The organism is Methylibium sp. (assembly GCF_965279545.1).
Taxonomy (GTDB): Bacteria; Pseudomonadota; Gammaproteobacteria; order Burkholderiales; family Burkholderiaceae_C; genus Methylibium.
The window spans coordinates 1,609,538-1,624,263 of record NZ_OZ257250.1; the positions used below are offsets into that span (position 1 = coordinate 1,609,538).

General features: G+C 66.0%; 14 protein-coding genes. 11 read left to right on the top strand and 3 right to left on the bottom strand.

Annotation, left to right across the window (positions count from 1 at the left end; genetic code table 11):
* Positions 1-51: 51 nt before the first annotated feature.
* The 10 genes from ACQY9S_RS07500 to ACQY9S_RS07545 are packed head-to-tail and all read left to right on the top strand — an operon-like array spanning position 52 to position 11,003.
* Positions 52-825 carry a virB8 family protein gene (locus ACQY9S_RS07500; RefSeq protein ID WP_428424420.1) on the top strand — a complete coding sequence of 258 codons (774 nt, stop codon included), beginning with the start codon at positions 52-54 and terminating at the stop codon, positions 823-825.
* Entirely contained in the window at positions 822-1,730 is a 909-nt protein-coding gene (locus tag ACQY9S_RS07505; RefSeq protein ID WP_428424422.1) for a TrbG/VirB9 family P-type conjugative transfer protein, read from the top strand. Before ACQY9S_RS07500 ends, ACQY9S_RS07505 begins: the two co-directional genes overlap by 4 nt.
* A complete protein-coding gene (gene virB10, locus ACQY9S_RS07510; RefSeq protein ID WP_428424424.1) occupies positions 1,727-3,190 on the top strand; it encodes a type IV secretion system protein VirB10 in 1,464 nt (487 codons plus the stop codon). Before ACQY9S_RS07505 ends, virB10 begins: the two co-directional genes overlap by 4 nt.
* Positions 3,187-4,272 (top strand): P-type DNA transfer ATPase VirB11, encoded by a 1,086-nt coding sequence (virB11, locus tag ACQY9S_RS07515; RefSeq protein ID WP_428424426.1) that lies wholly within the window; start codon positions 3,187-3,189, stop codon positions 4,270-4,272. The genes virB10 and virB11 overlap by 4 nt, the downstream gene beginning before the upstream one ends.
* Positions 4,269-6,290: a type IV secretory system conjugative DNA transfer family protein gene (locus ACQY9S_RS07520; RefSeq protein ID WP_428424428.1), complete on the top strand. Its 2,022-nt coding sequence runs from the start codon at positions 4,269-4,271 to the stop codon at positions 6,288-6,290. Before virB11 ends, ACQY9S_RS07520 begins: the two co-directional genes overlap by 4 nt.
* Positions 6,291-6,306: 16 nt before the next feature.
* On the top strand, positions 6,307-6,960 hold the full coding sequence (locus ACQY9S_RS07525; protein ID WP_428424430.1) for an OmpA family protein: 654 nt from the start codon (positions 6,307-6,309) through the stop codon (positions 6,958-6,960).
* Between the two features lie 31 nt (positions 6,961-6,991).
* The gene (locus tag ACQY9S_RS07530) at positions 6,992-8,134 is read left to right on the top strand and encodes an LPD7 domain-containing protein (RefSeq protein WP_428424432.1); all 1,143 of its coding nucleotides are present in this window, start codon (positions 6,992-6,994) and stop codon (positions 8,132-8,134) included.
* Between the two features lie 10 nt (positions 8,135-8,144).
* The gene (locus ACQY9S_RS07535; RefSeq protein ID WP_428424434.1) at positions 8,145-9,434 is read left to right on the top strand and encodes a DUF1173 domain-containing protein; all 1,290 of its coding nucleotides are present in this window, start codon (positions 8,145-8,147) and stop codon (positions 9,432-9,434) included.
* A gap of 52 nt (positions 9,435-9,486) precedes the next feature.
* A complete protein-coding gene (locus ACQY9S_RS07540) occupies positions 9,487-10,095 on the top strand; it encodes a type IV toxin-antitoxin system AbiEi family antitoxin domain-containing protein (protein WP_428424436.1) in 609 nt (202 codons plus the stop codon).
* Positions 10,092-11,003, top strand: coding sequence for a nucleotidyl transferase AbiEii/AbiGii toxin family protein (locus ACQY9S_RS07545; RefSeq protein ID WP_428424438.1), 912 nt, complete (start codon positions 10,092-10,094; stop codon positions 11,001-11,003). Before ACQY9S_RS07540 ends, ACQY9S_RS07545 begins: the two co-directional genes overlap by 4 nt.
* Before the next feature lie 150 nt (positions 11,004-11,153).
* On the opposite strand, the gene ACQY9S_RS07550 is transcribed toward ACQY9S_RS07545, so the two are convergent.
* Positions 11,154-12,902 (bottom strand): retron Ec67 family RNA-directed DNA polymerase/endonuclease, encoded by a 1,749-nt coding sequence (locus tag ACQY9S_RS07550; protein ID WP_428424440.1) that lies wholly within the window; start codon positions 12,900-12,902, stop codon positions 11,154-11,156.
* 199 nt (positions 12,903-13,101) lie between these two features.
* Here ACQY9S_RS07550 and ACQY9S_RS07555 point away from each other — a divergent pair, with 199 nt between their 5' ends.
* Positions 13,102-13,305 (top strand): hypothetical protein, encoded by a 204-nt coding sequence (locus ACQY9S_RS07555; RefSeq protein ID WP_428424442.1) that lies wholly within the window; start codon positions 13,102-13,104, stop codon positions 13,303-13,305.
* Here ACQY9S_RS07555 and ACQY9S_RS07560 read toward each other — a convergent pair.
* Positions 13,286-13,831 carry an SLATT domain-containing protein gene (locus tag ACQY9S_RS07560; protein ID WP_428424444.1) on the bottom strand — a complete coding sequence of 182 codons (546 nt, stop codon included), beginning with the start codon at positions 13,829-13,831 and terminating at the stop codon, positions 13,286-13,288. The two genes, ACQY9S_RS07555 and ACQY9S_RS07560, sit on opposite strands and share 20 nt — an antisense overlap.
* A 10-nt stretch (positions 13,832-13,841) precedes the next feature.
* Positions 13,842-14,723, bottom strand: coding sequence for an SMODS domain-containing nucleotidyltransferase (locus ACQY9S_RS07565; protein WP_428424446.1), 882 nt, complete (start codon positions 14,721-14,723; stop codon positions 13,842-13,844).
* Positions 14,724-14,726: the final 3 nt, after the last annotated feature.

Sequence of the window (14,726 nt, forward strand, 5' to 3'; positions counted from 1 at the left end):
ATTCCTGACCCGCTGCGCCGCCTCCCCGGCGCAGCCCCACGGAGGTCCCCCATGAGTGCCGTCCTGACGCCAGGAAGAGCCGCTGCATTGCCGGATCGCTCGCGCGATGCCGGCAAGACGGCTGCCGAGACGAGCGCGATCAACGCTAATCGTGCGTGGGAAGTCGATCGCGCGCTGATGCTGGAACGCTCGGAGCGCCGGGCCTGGGGGGTGGCCATCGCCGGCTTCGTGCTGGGCCTGATCGGCATCGCCGCGGTGTTCGTCCAGGGCCCGTTGCGGCGCGTGGTCGAGATCCCCATCGTGGTGGACCGGGTCACTGGCGAGGCCACGATCCAGCAGCGCCTGGCTGTCGAAACCATCCCGCCGATGGAAGCCCTCGACAAGCACAACCTCGCCACCTTCGTCCGCGCACGCGAGGGCTACAGCTGGATGTTCCTGCAGCGCGACTTCGACCAGGTGGCACGCATGGCGGTGCCGGCCGTGTTCGCCGACTTCAACCGTCAGTTCGAGGGCGACGGCGCGCTGCAGAAAAAGATCGGCGCCGCCGAAGACTGGCGCATCAACGTCGTCGGCGTGCGCCTCGCCGCGTCCGGTCGCGCCGGCAACAAGGGCGAGGCCACGGTCACCTACGACAAGGTGGTGCGGCTGACGGACCGCAACCTGCCCGAGGTCACTACGCGGCACGTGGCCAGCGTCGTCTTCCAGTACCAACCCAAGGTGCTGGCCAAGGAACGCGACCGGCTCGAGAACCCGTTCGGGTTCGTCGTCACGGCCTACCGGTCCGATCCCGAGATCAACACGGCTGTACCGGGAGCCAAGCCATGAAGCCGCTGGCCTGGCTGGCTGCCTTCGCTTGTGCAGCGCTGTGCGGCATCGCGACGGCAGCACCGGAAGCCGTTGACCCGCGCCTGCGCGAGGTGGTCTACGACCCGCGTGCGGTGGTCACCGTGCCGGTCAAGCGCGGCGTCGTAACGCTGGTGGTGCTGGGCCCCGACGAGTCGATCACCGAGGTCGCAGCCGGCCTGGGTGGTGACTGCACCAAGGCCGACGCGGCCTGGTGCGTGGCCGCGCAGCCTGGCGGGCGGAATCTCTTCGTCAAGGCCAAGAGTTCGGCAAGCGCGGCGAACACCCTGGCCGTTGTCACCGACCGCCGGACGCATTCGTTCCGCTTCGTCGTTTTGGACGATCGTGATCCCAAGCCGCCGGTGTACCGGCTCGTGATCAACGCGCCGGCCCGGGTGGCGCCAGCGTCGCGCCTCGCGGTGCGCGATGCGGCAGCTTTGGTCGCGTTGCCAGCCGTGCCGCCACCACCTCCACCGCAGCAAGTCGTTGCGGAGCGGCTGCAAGCCAAGCCTCAGGTGATGAACACGCAGTATTCGATCGCTGAGGGCAATGGCTCGCAAGACATTGTGCCGACGCTGGTCTACGACGACGGCCGCTTCACCTACTTGCGCTTCCCAGGCAACCGCGAGGTGCCGGCCGTGTTCCACGTGCTAGGCGACGGCAGCGAGACGATTGTCAACGCGCGCATGGAAGACGACCTGCTGGTGGTGGACCGCGTCAGTCGGCGGCTGATGCTGCGCGCAGGCTCGGCGGTCGTCGGCCTGTGGAACGAGGCCTTCGACCTGGACGGCAAGCCGCCAGGCGACGGCACCACCGTGCCCGGCGTGCAGCGCGTGCTCAAGGCCGACGGCACCCGTGCCGACGCGCGGAAGGGAGCGACACCATGACGCATAACCCGAACGACCCACGCGACCGTGATCCCGAGCTGGCGGCCCACCCAGAGCCCGACGGCAACACGATCGCGCCGCTGCCCGGCGAGCACGGCATCCCCAACGTCGCGGCGCGGCGGCGCATCTCGATGTCGAAGAAAGGGCTGCTGGCCGTGGCCCTGCTGATCGGTTCCCTGATGGCCGTCGCGGCCTTCACGGTCCAGCGTTTCGCGTCGAGCGGCAAGAAGGCCGACGAAGAGTCCAAGCTCGTGCGAGACAAGCCCACCGCTGCCACGTCGGAGCCGCGCAAGCTCGAAATGCCGCCAGCACCGACCGCCAGTGCAGCAGTGGCCGCTGCGCCGCGCATCCCCGCTTTGACGCCCACGGCCGACGATCTGGCCGAACCCATCGGCGTGCGTCGCACAGGCGCGGGGGCACCCGCGTCGAGCGGCCCCAAGCTGATCCCTCCCGAGGACGCCCCTGTCCTGCTGGTCACGACCCGGCCGGGCGCACTGCAGCCGCAAGGGGTCTCAACTCGAAGGGCGGATGCTTCGGCACCCGTCATCGAGGGAACAGCCACGCCCGATGCGGCCGACCCCAACGATCCCACCGCGGCGACCTCGCGCAACTTGCAGGGCTATCAGCGCCAACTGCAAGGGATGCTCGACAGCCTGACCAAGACCACAGCCCTGGCGACCGGCCAAGCCACCGGAACCATGCCTTCAGGGGCACTTCTCGGCGGGCCCTCGATGGCAGGCACTGCACTCGTCGGTGGGCCCACTGCCGGGGGCGGCCTGTTCGGGGGACAACTTCAGGGGTCCGCCACCCCCAAGGTGGCGGCCTCGATGCTCGGCAACCGCAGCCTCACGCTGCCCAAGGGCACCGCCTTCACCTGCGCGCTGAAGACCAAGGTGATCAGCGCCACGTCGGGCCTTGTCGGCTGCCAGGTGCAGCGCAACGTCTTCAGCGACGACGGCCGCGTGCTGCTGATCGAACGCGGTTCGCACATGGACGGCGAATACCGCATTGCCTCGGTCCGGCCAGGCACCGTGCGAATTCCGGTGCTGTGGACCCGCATCCGCACACCGCTGGGCGTGACCGTCGACATCGACTCGCCCGGCACCGGGCAGCTCGGCGAGTCGGGCATCGACGGCTATGTCGACAACCGCTGGGGGGAGCGCATCGGCGCAGCCATGCTGCTGTCGCTGATCGACGACTCGGTCAAGTTGATCATCCAGAACCAGGCCAACGAAACAGGCAACAGCGGCCAGGCCAACACTTTCGTCCTGCCCTCGACAACCGCCAGCACCAGCAAGCTGGCCGAGAAGGTGCTGGACAGCACCATCAACATCCCGCCATTGATCTACCAGAACCAGGGCGGCATCGTCGGCATCTACGTCGCGCGCGACGTGGACTTCTCGTCGGTGTACGAACTAAAGCCTACCGCCACCGCACCGGCTCGCGAGGGCACGCAATGAACCAGCACGCCTGCGAACACGAGGACCTCGGCGAAGGCTGGTGCGGCGACGCCACGTCGGTCGTCGAATTTCTGCGCCCACTGCGCGATCAACTCGATGCGCCCGGCGTGCTGGAGGTCTGCATCAACCGGCCCGGCGAACTGCTGGTCGAAACGGTGCGCGGCTGGCAGACCGTGCCGGCGCCCGAGATGACGCAGGAACGCTGCCTGTCGCTGGCCACCGCCGTGGCCACCTTCTGCGACCAGCAGGTCAACCAGGAACGGCCGCTGCTCTCGGCCACGCTGCCCAGCGGCGAGCGCATCCAGTTCGTCATCCCACCGGCCGTGCCGCGCGGCACGGTGTCGATCACGGTGCGCAAGCCGTCGCACCTGATCAAGCGGCTCGATGACTTCGAGCGTGAAGGCCTGTTCGAGCGCACGGCCACCGTGACGCGCACACCGAACGCGGAGCTGCTGCCCTTCGAGCGAGAACTGGTCGAACTGAAGGACGCCGGCCGCTACGCCGAGTTCCTGCGCCTGGCGGTGCGCAAGCACCAGACCATCGTCGTCAGCGGCAAGACTGGCTCGGGCAAGACCACCTTCATGAAGGGCCTGGTGGAGGAGGTGCCGAAGCACGAGCGCCTGATCACGATCCAGGACACGGCCGAGCTGACGCTGCCGAACCACCCCAATGTGGTTCACCTGTTCTACAGCAAGGATGCCCAGGGCACGGCCCGCGTGACGGCCAAGTCGCTGCTCGAAGCTTGTCTGCGCATGAAGCCCGATCGCATCTTCCTGGCCGAGGTGCGCGGCGACGAGTGCTTCTACTTCGTGCGCCTCGCGGCCTCGGGCCACCCGGGCAGCATCACCAGCGTCCATGCCGGCAGTTGCGCGCTGGCCTTCGAGCAGATGTCGCTGATGATCCGCGAGACCGGCGCCGGCGGCGGCCTGCGCATGGACGAGATCAAGTGGCTGCTGAGCGTCGTGGTCGACGTGATCGTGCAGTTCGACCGCGACGAGCGCGGGCGCTTCATCTCCGAGATCCTCTACGAACCCCGGCGCCAACGGCTCGGGCGCTGGGACCAGCAGGCGGCCGCGGCATGAGCAGCGTCGCTACCCTGCCGTTCTCGGCCTGGCCCACTGGGCGCAAGGTCGCGGCGGGCGCCTTCGCCGTAATCGGCTACGCCGCGCTGGCCTGTGCCGCGGTCTACCTGGCCGGCGTGCTGTTCCTGGTGCTGAACAAGGCGAACCCGAAGCAGGCGCAGTTCGCCAGCATCGTCCACTACTGGGACCTGTACGCAGGCGATGCCCAGCTGCGCAAGAAGTTGCAGCTCGCGATCGGCGTCTCGGGGATCGGCCTGCTGATCCTGCTGCCGGCCGGCCTGGTCGCTGCGGCAAGGCCGCGCCGGGCGCTGTATGGCGATGCCCGATTCGCCAGCCCGGCCGAGGTCGATCGCGCGGGACTCACGGGCGGCGACGGGCAGCCGGGCATCCTCATCGGCCGCCATCGGGGCAAGTTCCTGTCGCTGCCCGGCCAGCTCTCGGTGATGCTGTCCGCACCCACCCGCAGCGGCAAGGGCATCGGCGTCGTCATCCCCAACCTGCTCAACTGGCCCGACTCGGTCGTGGTTCTCGACATCAAGGGCGAGAACTACGACATCACGGCCGGCTACCGCGCCGCGCACGGGCAGGCGGTCTATGCCTTCTCGCCGTTCGACGAGGACGCGCGCAGCCACCGCTGGAACCCGCTGACAGCCGTGCGCAGCAGCCCGCTGCACCGCGTCGGCGACCTGCTCACCGTCGGCCAGGTCTTCTTCCCCAACGACGGCGGCGGCACCTCGTCGGAAGCCTTCTTCAACGACCAGGCTCGTAACCTGTTCCTGGGCCTGGGCCTCGTTCTCCTCGAAACCCCCGCGCTGCCGCGCACCATCGGCGAGATGCTGCGCCAGTCCTCGGGCAAAGGTCGGTCGCTGAAGGACCACTTGAGTGGACTGATCACCCAGCGCCGCGAGGAAGGCAATCCACTGTCGGACGAGTGCGTCGATGCCCTGCAGCGGTTGCTGTCGAACTCCGAGAACACGCTGTCCAGCGTGGTCGCCACTTTCAACGCGCCGCTGACGATCTTTGCGGATGCGGTGGTGGATGCGGCCACCGGCGCCGATGACTTCCTGCTCGAGGACGTGCGTCGCCGCCGCATGTCGGTCTACGTGCGCATCCCTCCGAACCGGCTGGCCAACGCCCGGCCGCTGCTGAACCTCTTCTTCTCGCAGCTCGTAAGCCTGAACACCCAGCACTTGCCCGAGCAGGACCTGACGCTGAAGGTGCAGTGCCTGCTGGTCAACGACGAGTTCACGGCCATGGGCCGCGTAGGCGTCATCACAAACGCCGCCGCCTTCCTGGCCGGCTACAACCTGCGGCTGCTGACCGTGGTGCAAGCCATGTCGCAGCTCGATGCCGTCTACGGCGACAAGGAAGCCCGCACCTTTGCCACCAACCACGGCCTGCAGATCCTCTACCCGCCGCGCGAGCAGCGCGACGCCGACGAGTACAGCGCCATGCTCGGCCACTTCACCGAGCGCGCCACCTCTCGCGGGCGCAGCCGGTCGTTCAGCGGCCATGGGTCGAGCACCGTCAGCCGCAACGAAAGCGAGCAGCGCCGCGCGCTGTTGCTGCCGCAGGAGTTCAAGGAGCTGGGCAGCGAGCGGCTGGTGGTGATCTTCGAGAACTGCAAGCCGATCCTGGGCGAGAAGATCCGCTACTACCGCGACAAGGCCTTCACCTCGCGCCTGCTGCCGGCACCGGCAGTGCCGCGCATGAACATGGACCTTCACCTGGCCCGCGTGCAGGAGCGCTGGCGCTACGCCGACGACGAGTTGGGACCAAGCGACAGCTTGGACTACGAGCAACTGGCCTACGACATGAGCCGGCTTCCGGACCTCGTCGACGGCGAGTCCGGCCAAGTCGCCGAAGGTGTCCTCGACTTCATCGTCGGTCCTCGGCCAGGCGTTGCCGTGGCCGGCGGTGCGATCGAGGCTGCCGCTGACGAAGATGGTGTCCTGCTCGGCGACGAGGGCGTACAGATCGCCGAGCCGTCGACCATTGAGCGCGCCGACATCACCTAGACCTGGGAGTAACGACATGCGAACCAGCATCGCCCTCACGCCCTTCGTGCTCTGGCTCTTCGCCCCGGCCTCGTGCAGTTCGCCGCCGAAGCCGCCGACCGTCGACGAGTCGCAGAAGCGACCGGTGAACTCGCAGATGGCCGTCGAGCTTCAGGTCTGCAAGAACGACCTGCAGAACACACGCCTTCTCGCCACCGAGTCCAGCCGCATCGCGGAAACCACGGCTGCCACGCTGGCCAGCATGGCGGCACGCCAACAACTGCTGGCCGCGATGCAGGCACCGGTCACCCAGCAGGTCAAGGCCAACAGCGTCTTCACCGTGCGGTTCGACTTCGGCAGCACGCGCGTGGCCATCCCGCCCGAGGTCACGGCGGCCCTTGTCGAAGATGCGAAGGCGTCGCCGCTGGTCTTGCTGCGCGGGCGCACCGATGGCACCACCGACGCGTCGGCCGAGAGCCGCATCGCCCGGGAGCGGGCGGAGGCGGTTCGCGACTACCTGGTGGCCGCGGGCGTGGACCCGGCACGCATCCGCGCCACCTACCAGCCTGCCGGCGACCACGTGGCCGACAACTCCAGCACCGGAGGCCGCGGCCTGAACCGCCGCGTCGAGATCGAGCTGTACCGCGCGCTACCGGTTGCGCTGAGCGCGACAGCCGTCGCCCAGCCCTGAGCCATCTCCAACCCAACATCGCGAGGTCGCCATGGATGCAGACAACACCCCCGTCCGCCAGGCCGCGCCGGCCCAAGGCGGCACCGTCGAGCCCGCGAACCATGCGCCGGTGGCCATCGCGAAGTTCCAGACGCCGGAGCAGGAACCCGGCGAACGCTACGAGCTGCGTGACCCCTTCGCCGAGGTGACCTACCGCGCGAACACCTTTCCCGAGATGGTCGCGAAGGCGGACCAGCTGGGCAGCACTCGTTTCGTCGCCGTGGCGGAAGACGGCAAGCGCACACCGATCCAGAAGGTCGACGGCGCGTGGCAACGCGATGAGCAGCGTCCGGCGCCGCCCGAGCGCCTGTTGGACCCGGGTCCAGCACGCGACGAGGTGCCTGAGGCCGCAAGCGCCGCCCCGGCAACCGGTGCCAGCAAGGCCACGGCGCAGCCGGAACAGGTCGGTGCCAAGGCCGTCGCGAAGATCGACGCCCAGGCCGAGCGGGCCGTGCTCGTCGCGCGCCTCGAAGCGGCGCTGATGGAGCGCTACATCATCAAGCGGGCTCCGGTAACGATGGGCGACGTGACCATCGGCCGCACCGAGTACCGTTTCCGTGGCGACACATCGCGCGTGGCCTTCACCGAGTCGACCTTCCGCCTGGCCACCGACACCAACAGCCCGTCGGTTGCGCGCTCGATGGTCGACGTGGCTGAAGCGCGCAACTGGAAGGCGCTGCGCGTCTCGGGCAACGAGGACTTCAAGCGCATGGTCTGGCTCGAGGCGTCGGTGCGCGGCGTGAAGACCCTGGGCTACGAGCCGAACCGCGGTGACCTGGAGGTGCTCAAGCGCGAGCGCGAGGCCCGCCAGGTCAACCGCATCGAACCTGCCCGGGATGCGAGCAAAGGTGCTGCGGCAGCGCCAGCCGAGAAGGCATCCGCCCGCGGCGGCGGTGGCCGCAAGGCCGTGCTCGCCGCCATCGAAGCGGTGCTGGTCGCCAAGAAGGTGCCGGAGAAGCAGCGCGCGGCCGTGATGGCCGCCGCGACCGAGAAGCTGGCGCAACGCATCCGTGACGGCCAGGTGCCCAAGGTCAAGGTCTACGACAAGGCGGCGCCGTCGCAGCGCCCTGTCGTCGTCCCGACGCCCGAGATGCAGCGCTCGCGCGACCGCGCCGCGCCGGCACCCGTGCGGTGAGGCCACGCCCGTGGAGACTTCGGCTCATGGCATCACAGCACCGGTTGCGGTCTACGAGCTCGCCGACCGGCGCTTCGAGATCGGGTCGCGAGGATTCGCAGATGCCGTCGCCGAAGCCCACGCGGCCCACCAGCGCCCCCGCTGCATGTGCCGGGTCGACGGCGTCGAGATGTACGTGGCGCGCCTCGGCGAGGGCTACATTGTCAAGCGCATGCCGGACACGGGAAGCCACCACGCGCCCGACTGCCCTTCCTACGAACCGCCGGCCGAGTTCTCCGGCCTGGGGCAGGTACTGGGCAGCGCGATCACCGAAGACCCGGCCACGGGCGAGACGACGCTCAAGCTCGACTTCCCGCTGACCAAGATGCCCGGCCGGTCAACGATCCCTCCCACTGGCGGAGAGGGCGACAGCGTTTCCTCTACCGGCACCAAGCTGTCGCTTCGCGGCCTGCTGCACTACCTTTGGGACCAGGCCGAGCTGACGCGCTGGCATCCCGGCTTCGCCGGAAAGCGAACATGGGCCACGGTACGAAGGCACCTGCTTCACGCAGCCGAGCACAAGCTCGCCCGCGGCGACGCCCTACGTGCCCGGCTCTACGTGCCGGAGCCGTTTTCCATCGAAGAGCGTGACGCGATCAACGCCCGGCGCCTGGCGCAGTGGCAAACCGCCGTGCCTGCTCCCGGGAAAGCGCAGCAGCTGATGCTGCTGATCTGCGAGGTCAAGGAGATCGTGCCGGCACGCTACGGCTTCAAGGCGATCGTGAAGCACATGCCCGACCAGGCCTTCGCGATCGACGAGCAGCTCTACCGGAGGCTCGGGCGCCGCTTCGAGCCCGAACTGGCGTTGTGGGGCGCCAGCGACGACATCCACATGGTGATGATCGCCACCTTCGGCGTGAGCAGTGCCGGCGTTCCGGCGATCAACGAGTTGTGCTTGATGCCGGTGACGCGGCAATGGCTGCCGGTCGAGGACGGGTTCGAGAAGCAGCTCCTGGACAGGCTCGTAGGCGAGAACCGCGCGTTCGTGAAGGGCCTGCACTACAACCTCGGGCGGTGCAATGGGATCGCGAGCGCTGCGCTCACCGACTGCGAAGGTTCGGCGCCGATGCTGTTCATCGTTCCCGCAGGCCTCGACGAGGCCTCGCCGGGCTCTGAGACTGGCGCCCCTGGTGTCGCACCGCTCTGGAAGTGGCGTCGATCTGGCGAGCCGATGCCTACTTTCCCTCCATCGCGCAACCATTCGCCCAGGACGGTGCCCACGCACGCACAGCGGACAACCCGGCCAGCCCATGCTGGATGACCATAGAATGCATTACTTGCCAGTAAGTAGTGCATTTTGCTACCATACCGGTATGCCTGCCCAAAGCCATGCCGAGAAGCTGCTGCGCCTCGCCTCGAAGCAGCCCGCCGTGTCCGCGCGCGAGCTGTCCGCACACGGTATTCCTGCGCGCACGGTCTCGCGCATGGCTGCACGTGGCCAAGTCCGCCGCGTCGGCCGCGGGCTTTACACCGGCGTTAAGGGATCACCGAGCGCGCACCAGTCGGTGATCGAGGTGACCCGGCTAGCGCCCAAGGCCGTGGTGTGCCTTCTCTCTGCCCTGGAAATCCACGGCATCGGTGTTCAGGCTCCCTTCGAGGTCTGGATCGCGCTGCCGGCCGGTACGCACGCACCGAAAGGCGTCCAGGTTGCCCTGCGCGTCACCCGCCTGTCAGGCGAGGCTTTCACCGAGGGCATCGAAACCGTCGTGCTCGACGGCGCACCGGTCCGCGTCTACAGCCTGGCCAAGACCATCACCGATTGCTTCAAGCTGCGCAGCAAGGTGGGCCTCGACGCGGCGCTCGAAGCCCTGCGCGAAGCGTGGCAGCAGCGCAAGGTGACGATGGACGACCTGTGGCGCTACGCCAAGGTCAACCGGATGACCAATGTGATGCGCCCGTACCTGGAGGCAATGACGGGATGAGCGCAGACCGGTCAGCGTCGGTGCTCGCCCGCCTGCTCAACCGGTCGCGGAGCACTGGCGAGAACTACAACCTCTTGCTCTCGCGCTTTGCGATCGAGCGGCTGCTGTACCGGCTCTCAGTGTCCCCGCATGCAGGCAACTTCGTGCTCAAGGGCGCGCTGCTGTTTGCACTTTGGTACGACACGCCGCACCGACCGACGAAGGACGCCGACCTGCTGGGCTTCGGCGCGGATGACGCGGACACGCTGCGCGGCACGTTCACCGCGATCTGCTCAATCGACGCGGACGACGGCGTCCGGTACGAGACTGCGGGCATGCGGATCGCGCCGATCCGCGAAGACAACGTCTACGGCGGACTGCGCCTGGCCATTCCCGCGTTCATCGGCAGTGCACGCCTGCCAGTACAGGTGGACATTGGATTCGGCGACGCGATCACGCCCGCGCCCGAGACGGTCACCTACCCCACCCTGCTCGATGACCTGGCAGCGCCATCGTTGCGGGCGTATCCCGTATATACGGTGATCGCTGAGAAGCTCCACGCGATGGTCGTGCTGGGCATGAACAACAGCCGGATGAAGGACTTCTTCGACCTTGCAGTCATCGCCAGAACATCGGCGCTCGAAGGGAGCACGCTGGTGGATGCCATACGCGCGACGTTCGTAAGGCGGAACACATCGCTGCCGACATCAACGCCCGCTGCGCTGACGGCCGAGTTCTCATCGAACCCGATCAAGGCCCAGCAGTGGCGGGCCTTCGTGACGAAGGCAGACCTTCAATGGACTAGCCTCGAAGAGGTGGTTGACGCCCTTGCCGTGTTCCTCAATCCGGCGATCGCCGCGTGCAGCCTCGGCAGTGGCTTCGAGTCGAAGTGGAGCCCTGTCGCTCGCGCATGGCGAAGCGCTGTGTAGATGGGCGACCAACCAATCGTGCACAAACACGTCTCAGTTTTCATGCATCGGTGTCCGCCATCGGCTCGGCGAGGAAGCGCTCAACCGGCGCAAGATCGTCTCAGCGCCAAAATTGTCCCCGATCTGCTGCGCGCAGGATGCCAGCCAGCCCTACGGCATCGACGGGTGGCGCTTTGCGTAGTCAGCCATGACCGCGACCACACCGTCCAAGATCTCCGAGAACCTGCTGAAGTCGATCGACCCGGCCTTCTTCTCGACGATCTCGCGCGCGAACGCCGCCTTCCCGAAGTGCTTCGTATCGTCGATCTTCGGGGCTCGCGAGAAGGTCTTCGCGCCGAGCGTCTCCGCGAGAGTCTTCGCATCGAAGAAGTCCTCGATCGCTGTCTTGGCGCCGCCGGCACCCAACGGCGTGGGCACAACGTACATGTTTCCGACGACGTGGATGAACTGCTCGGTACCAGTCGGGCGCGGCTTCTTGGTGATGCCGGAGATCGCGCCGTAGATGTCCTTCGCGCCTGCGTCGTTATCGACGAGAACGATGACGGGGTACTTCGGGGCTGGTGCCTTGATCTTGTTGGTGAAGTCCGCGTGATAGTGCTTCATCAAATGGCACAGCCCACCCACCCCTCCGGTGAGCTGCGTGATCTCGCTGGTTCGGCGCTGCCCGTACTTGAACAACCGCACGCTCAGCTTCGGCGGTGTTCCTGCAGCGAGCATCGGGTAAGTAGGTGCCAGTCGCTTGATCGCATGCCGGAGGTAGATGTTGTCGGTCGGACCTTCACAAACGATGACCGGCGATCCGAGCGCGTGAAACGCATCGAAGTACAGGAACCGGCGGAACAGATCAGCTCGCCCCGAGGTGTCGTGCGGTTCGAGGCCGTTGTCTTCGCGGAGCTTGCGGTTGAAGAGGTCGACCTGATCGATGTACGACAACATGCCGATGAGTTGACGGTTTGTCCCGGGCTGCTTGAAAGTCGTCTCGACGCCAGCTGTGTCCACTTTCTTGAAGATGCGTTCGAACGCCCCTTTCTTCAGGGCGTGGTCCACCATCGCACGGACGGTGTAGCGATAGGCCGCGGGAACGTTGACCTTCCGGTTCACGACGAGGCCCGTCACCTCTTGCCGCGAGTCCCGGTACTGCATCCGCGTCTTCTTGTCGTTGAAGCTGAAGCCGGCCTTAGCAACCAGGCGCTTGAGGCCTTGACCTGGCAGCCATAGGTCCTTGTCGTCTTCGTCCTGCGTCGCGACGCGCGATGAGAACTTGCTCTTGTTCGAGCTGAACGTCAGATCGTCGGCGTAGCGCGAATAGCTGCAGCCTGTTGCCGAGGCCAGTCGGACCAGCATGATGTCCATCACGTGGCCGATCAGGTTCGAGATGACAGGCGAGCAAGGGCTGCCCTGCGGCAGCTTGTTCTCATGGCATGCGATCTGTGCAATCACGGTTGCCACCTTCTCCTGAAGCGCAAAGTTCTTGTCCTTCAGAAAGAAGCCTCGAACCCGGCCGAAGTTGATCGTACCGAAGAAGTCGTGCAAGTCCACGTTGAAGACGTACCGGCGCGTCACGTGCACACGCGCGTTGGTCATGATCGTGTGCTTGCGCTTGAACCCGTGCGCAACGCCGTGGCGCTTGCCATCCTCGACGTGCCCACGCGCGGCATTGATCTCTTCAACGCAGTTTTGCAGCAGGTTCGCGAGGCGATGCTGAACGAGCTTCAGGTCCTTGTCCGGTGCCCAAATCTCTCTCGTGCCGCCGTGCCGCTTCGGGACGTCGAACTTCGCGTACAGGGCGGCCTTCGGCTTCTTGTACAGCAGGAAAGACAGCATCCCAGGCTTGATCTCAAGGAGCCGGGCTACGTCAGAGAGCGTGGTTGCTGCCCTTAGCTGTTTGAGTTGGGACATGCGCGAAGGCAGCGAAAGAAAGCGGACCCACGGACACTCTTACGCGATCGCACGGATGCTCAGCGAGAACGCAGGGCAACCACGAGGGACGCCGAGGAGCATATCCCCGGACATTAGTTTCACATGCCATGAAGCATGGCAAAAAATCTGTCCGCGAGTCCAAACTAACTCTAGCACGGCCGCGAAGCCGGACATTGACATGCTTTGCTTCGGCAACGCGGCGGCGAATCCGCTGCTGGCTACGTTCCGCGGCAGCATGGCAGTCGACGCCGATGGCAAGGTCGTCTTCGATCGTGAGGGCCCGAGGATCGAGGTATGCGGTTTCATCCAGCTCCTTCGAATCCACTCGCGGTTCAACGTGGGGATCGACTGGTCACTGTTCTCTACTTGCTTTGGCTTCTGAGGCGCTGCGGCAGCATGTGATCCAGCTCGGAGTCGGTGAAGAAGAGTTCTTGGTCCGCCTTGAGCGCCTTCTGGGCCGCCTCATACGCCCTGCTATCGGTGCGGGGAGCCCCCTTGTAGATCTCCTCCAACAGCTGGTTCAGCCGATCTCGCTCACTTCGAACTTCCTCGACGGCACGTCCATCGTGCATGTCCACGAGAAGACTCAGCAAGGCCTCGCGTACACCCCAGAGCTTCGAGCCGACGACCGTGTGCTTCTGCGCTTGCTCGCCGAGCATCGCTTCTCGAAAGTAGAGCGTGAGACCCAGCAGGATTGTGGAAAGAACCGCGCCCGCAATCGTGCCTTCGCGCGAGTCACCAAACACGGCCAGAAGCAGGCTGCCCGTCGCCAGCGCAGAGAGCCAGATCTCCACTGATTTGATGCGCCTGTACCTTTGGATGTACCCATCGGCCATCTTCTCGTGCGTCTTGTGTGTGTACGCAGCGCGTCCGTACATCTCGCGCAGTTGACCTTCCAGAGAGGTCATGGCGGCTGCGTTAGCTGGGGAAGCTGGTTCCATAGATCTCCCGGTACTTTTGCTTGGCGGACCAATCCTGGTTCGCATTCTGATGAACGATTGCCTCCAACGCCCTGAGCTCTGCCTGCCTCGCCTTGTACTCGAAGGGCCCCTGTCGATAGACATAGGAACCGCTGCCGGGCGCCAACCAGTACGTCTTCGAGGTGTCCTGACCGGCGAGGTAGTTGAAGAAGTCGCGTGTCATGAAGTCGTAGTACAGGTACGACTTGTCCCGATGTGCCCAGCCCGCGATGAACTGGTACGTCAAGGTGTCGATCAACATTCCGCTCATCGGCACGTTGTTGTAGTCGCGCCATGCTCGGACCATGCGCGCAAGTTCGACCAGGTTGCCATTGCAGTCGACATTGCGGCTCGAGAATGCCTCCATCTCTTGCTTTGGCTTGCAGGCGCGCCAGGTGCCGCCGCCGTTCGAGTCTGCAAATGTGTACCCGCCATCCCGATTGAAGAACGCGGGCAGTACTTCGAACCGGATCCCGTCGTTGAAGTTGATGACCACGACCTGGCCGTCGCCAGCGATCGCCGATGTCGGGTACGTGTTGCGAAGCGAGTCACGCACAGCACTCAACAGCGCCGATTGGCCATTGCTGGCGTACGCGTTGTACTTGGCATAGAGCGCCGCAGGCAGCTCGTACAGCAGATCGACGTCACTCACCGATGGGATGGCCGTGCTGCGGCCGTAGGAGCCGACATAGAAGCGATTCGCCGTCTTGGAGTCGAGACCCCGAAAGTCGTGATTCAGCTGCCCCGCGATGCGGCCCGTGCGGCCTCCAACCGAAGCCCGCTGCTCCTGGCCGATCCTCAAACCCGTACAGAAACCCGAGAACCACTCTGCGACACCCATAGA

Coding starts and splice junctions, on each gene's coding strand:
- ACQY9S_RS07555 (WP_428424442.1), top strand. CDS start 13,102: ATGCTTTGCTTCGGCAACGCGGCGGCGAATCCGCTGCTGGCTACGTTC.
- virB10 (WP_428424424.1), top strand. CDS start 1,727: ATGACGCATAACCCGAACGACCCACGCGACCGTGATCCCGAGCTGGCG.
- ACQY9S_RS07545 (WP_428424438.1), top strand. CDS start 10,092: ATGAGCGCAGACCGGTCAGCGTCGGTGCTCGCCCGCCTGCTCAACCGG.
- ACQY9S_RS07540 (WP_428424436.1), top strand. CDS start 9,487: ATGCCTGCCCAAAGCCATGCCGAGAAGCTGCTGCGCCTCGCCTCGAAG.
- ACQY9S_RS07550 (WP_428424440.1), bottom strand. CDS start 12,902: ATGTCCCAACTCAAACAGCTAAGGGCAGCAACCACGCTCTCTGACGTA.
- virB11 (WP_428424426.1), top strand. CDS start 3,187: ATGAACCAGCACGCCTGCGAACACGAGGACCTCGGCGAAGGCTGGTGC.
- ACQY9S_RS07530 (WP_428424432.1), top strand. CDS start 6,992: ATGGATGCAGACAACACCCCCGTCCGCCAGGCCGCGCCGGCCCAAGGC.
- ACQY9S_RS07525 (WP_428424430.1), top strand. CDS start 6,307: ATGCGAACCAGCATCGCCCTCACGCCCTTCGTGCTCTGGCTCTTCGCC.
- ACQY9S_RS07505 (WP_428424422.1), top strand. CDS start 822: ATGAAGCCGCTGGCCTGGCTGGCTGCCTTCGCTTGTGCAGCGCTGTGC.
- ACQY9S_RS07565 (WP_428424446.1), bottom strand. CDS start 14,723: ATGGGTGTCGCAGAGTGGTTCTCGGGTTTCTGTACGGGTTTGAGGATC.
- ACQY9S_RS07520 (WP_428424428.1), top strand. CDS start 4,269: ATGAGCAGCGTCGCTACCCTGCCGTTCTCGGCCTGGCCCACTGGGCGC.
- ACQY9S_RS07500 (WP_428424420.1), top strand. CDS start 52: ATGAGTGCCGTCCTGACGCCAGGAAGAGCCGCTGCATTGCCGGATCGC.
- ACQY9S_RS07560 (WP_428424444.1), bottom strand. CDS start 13,831: ATGACCTCTCTGGAAGGTCAACTGCGCGAGATGTACGGACGCGCTGCG.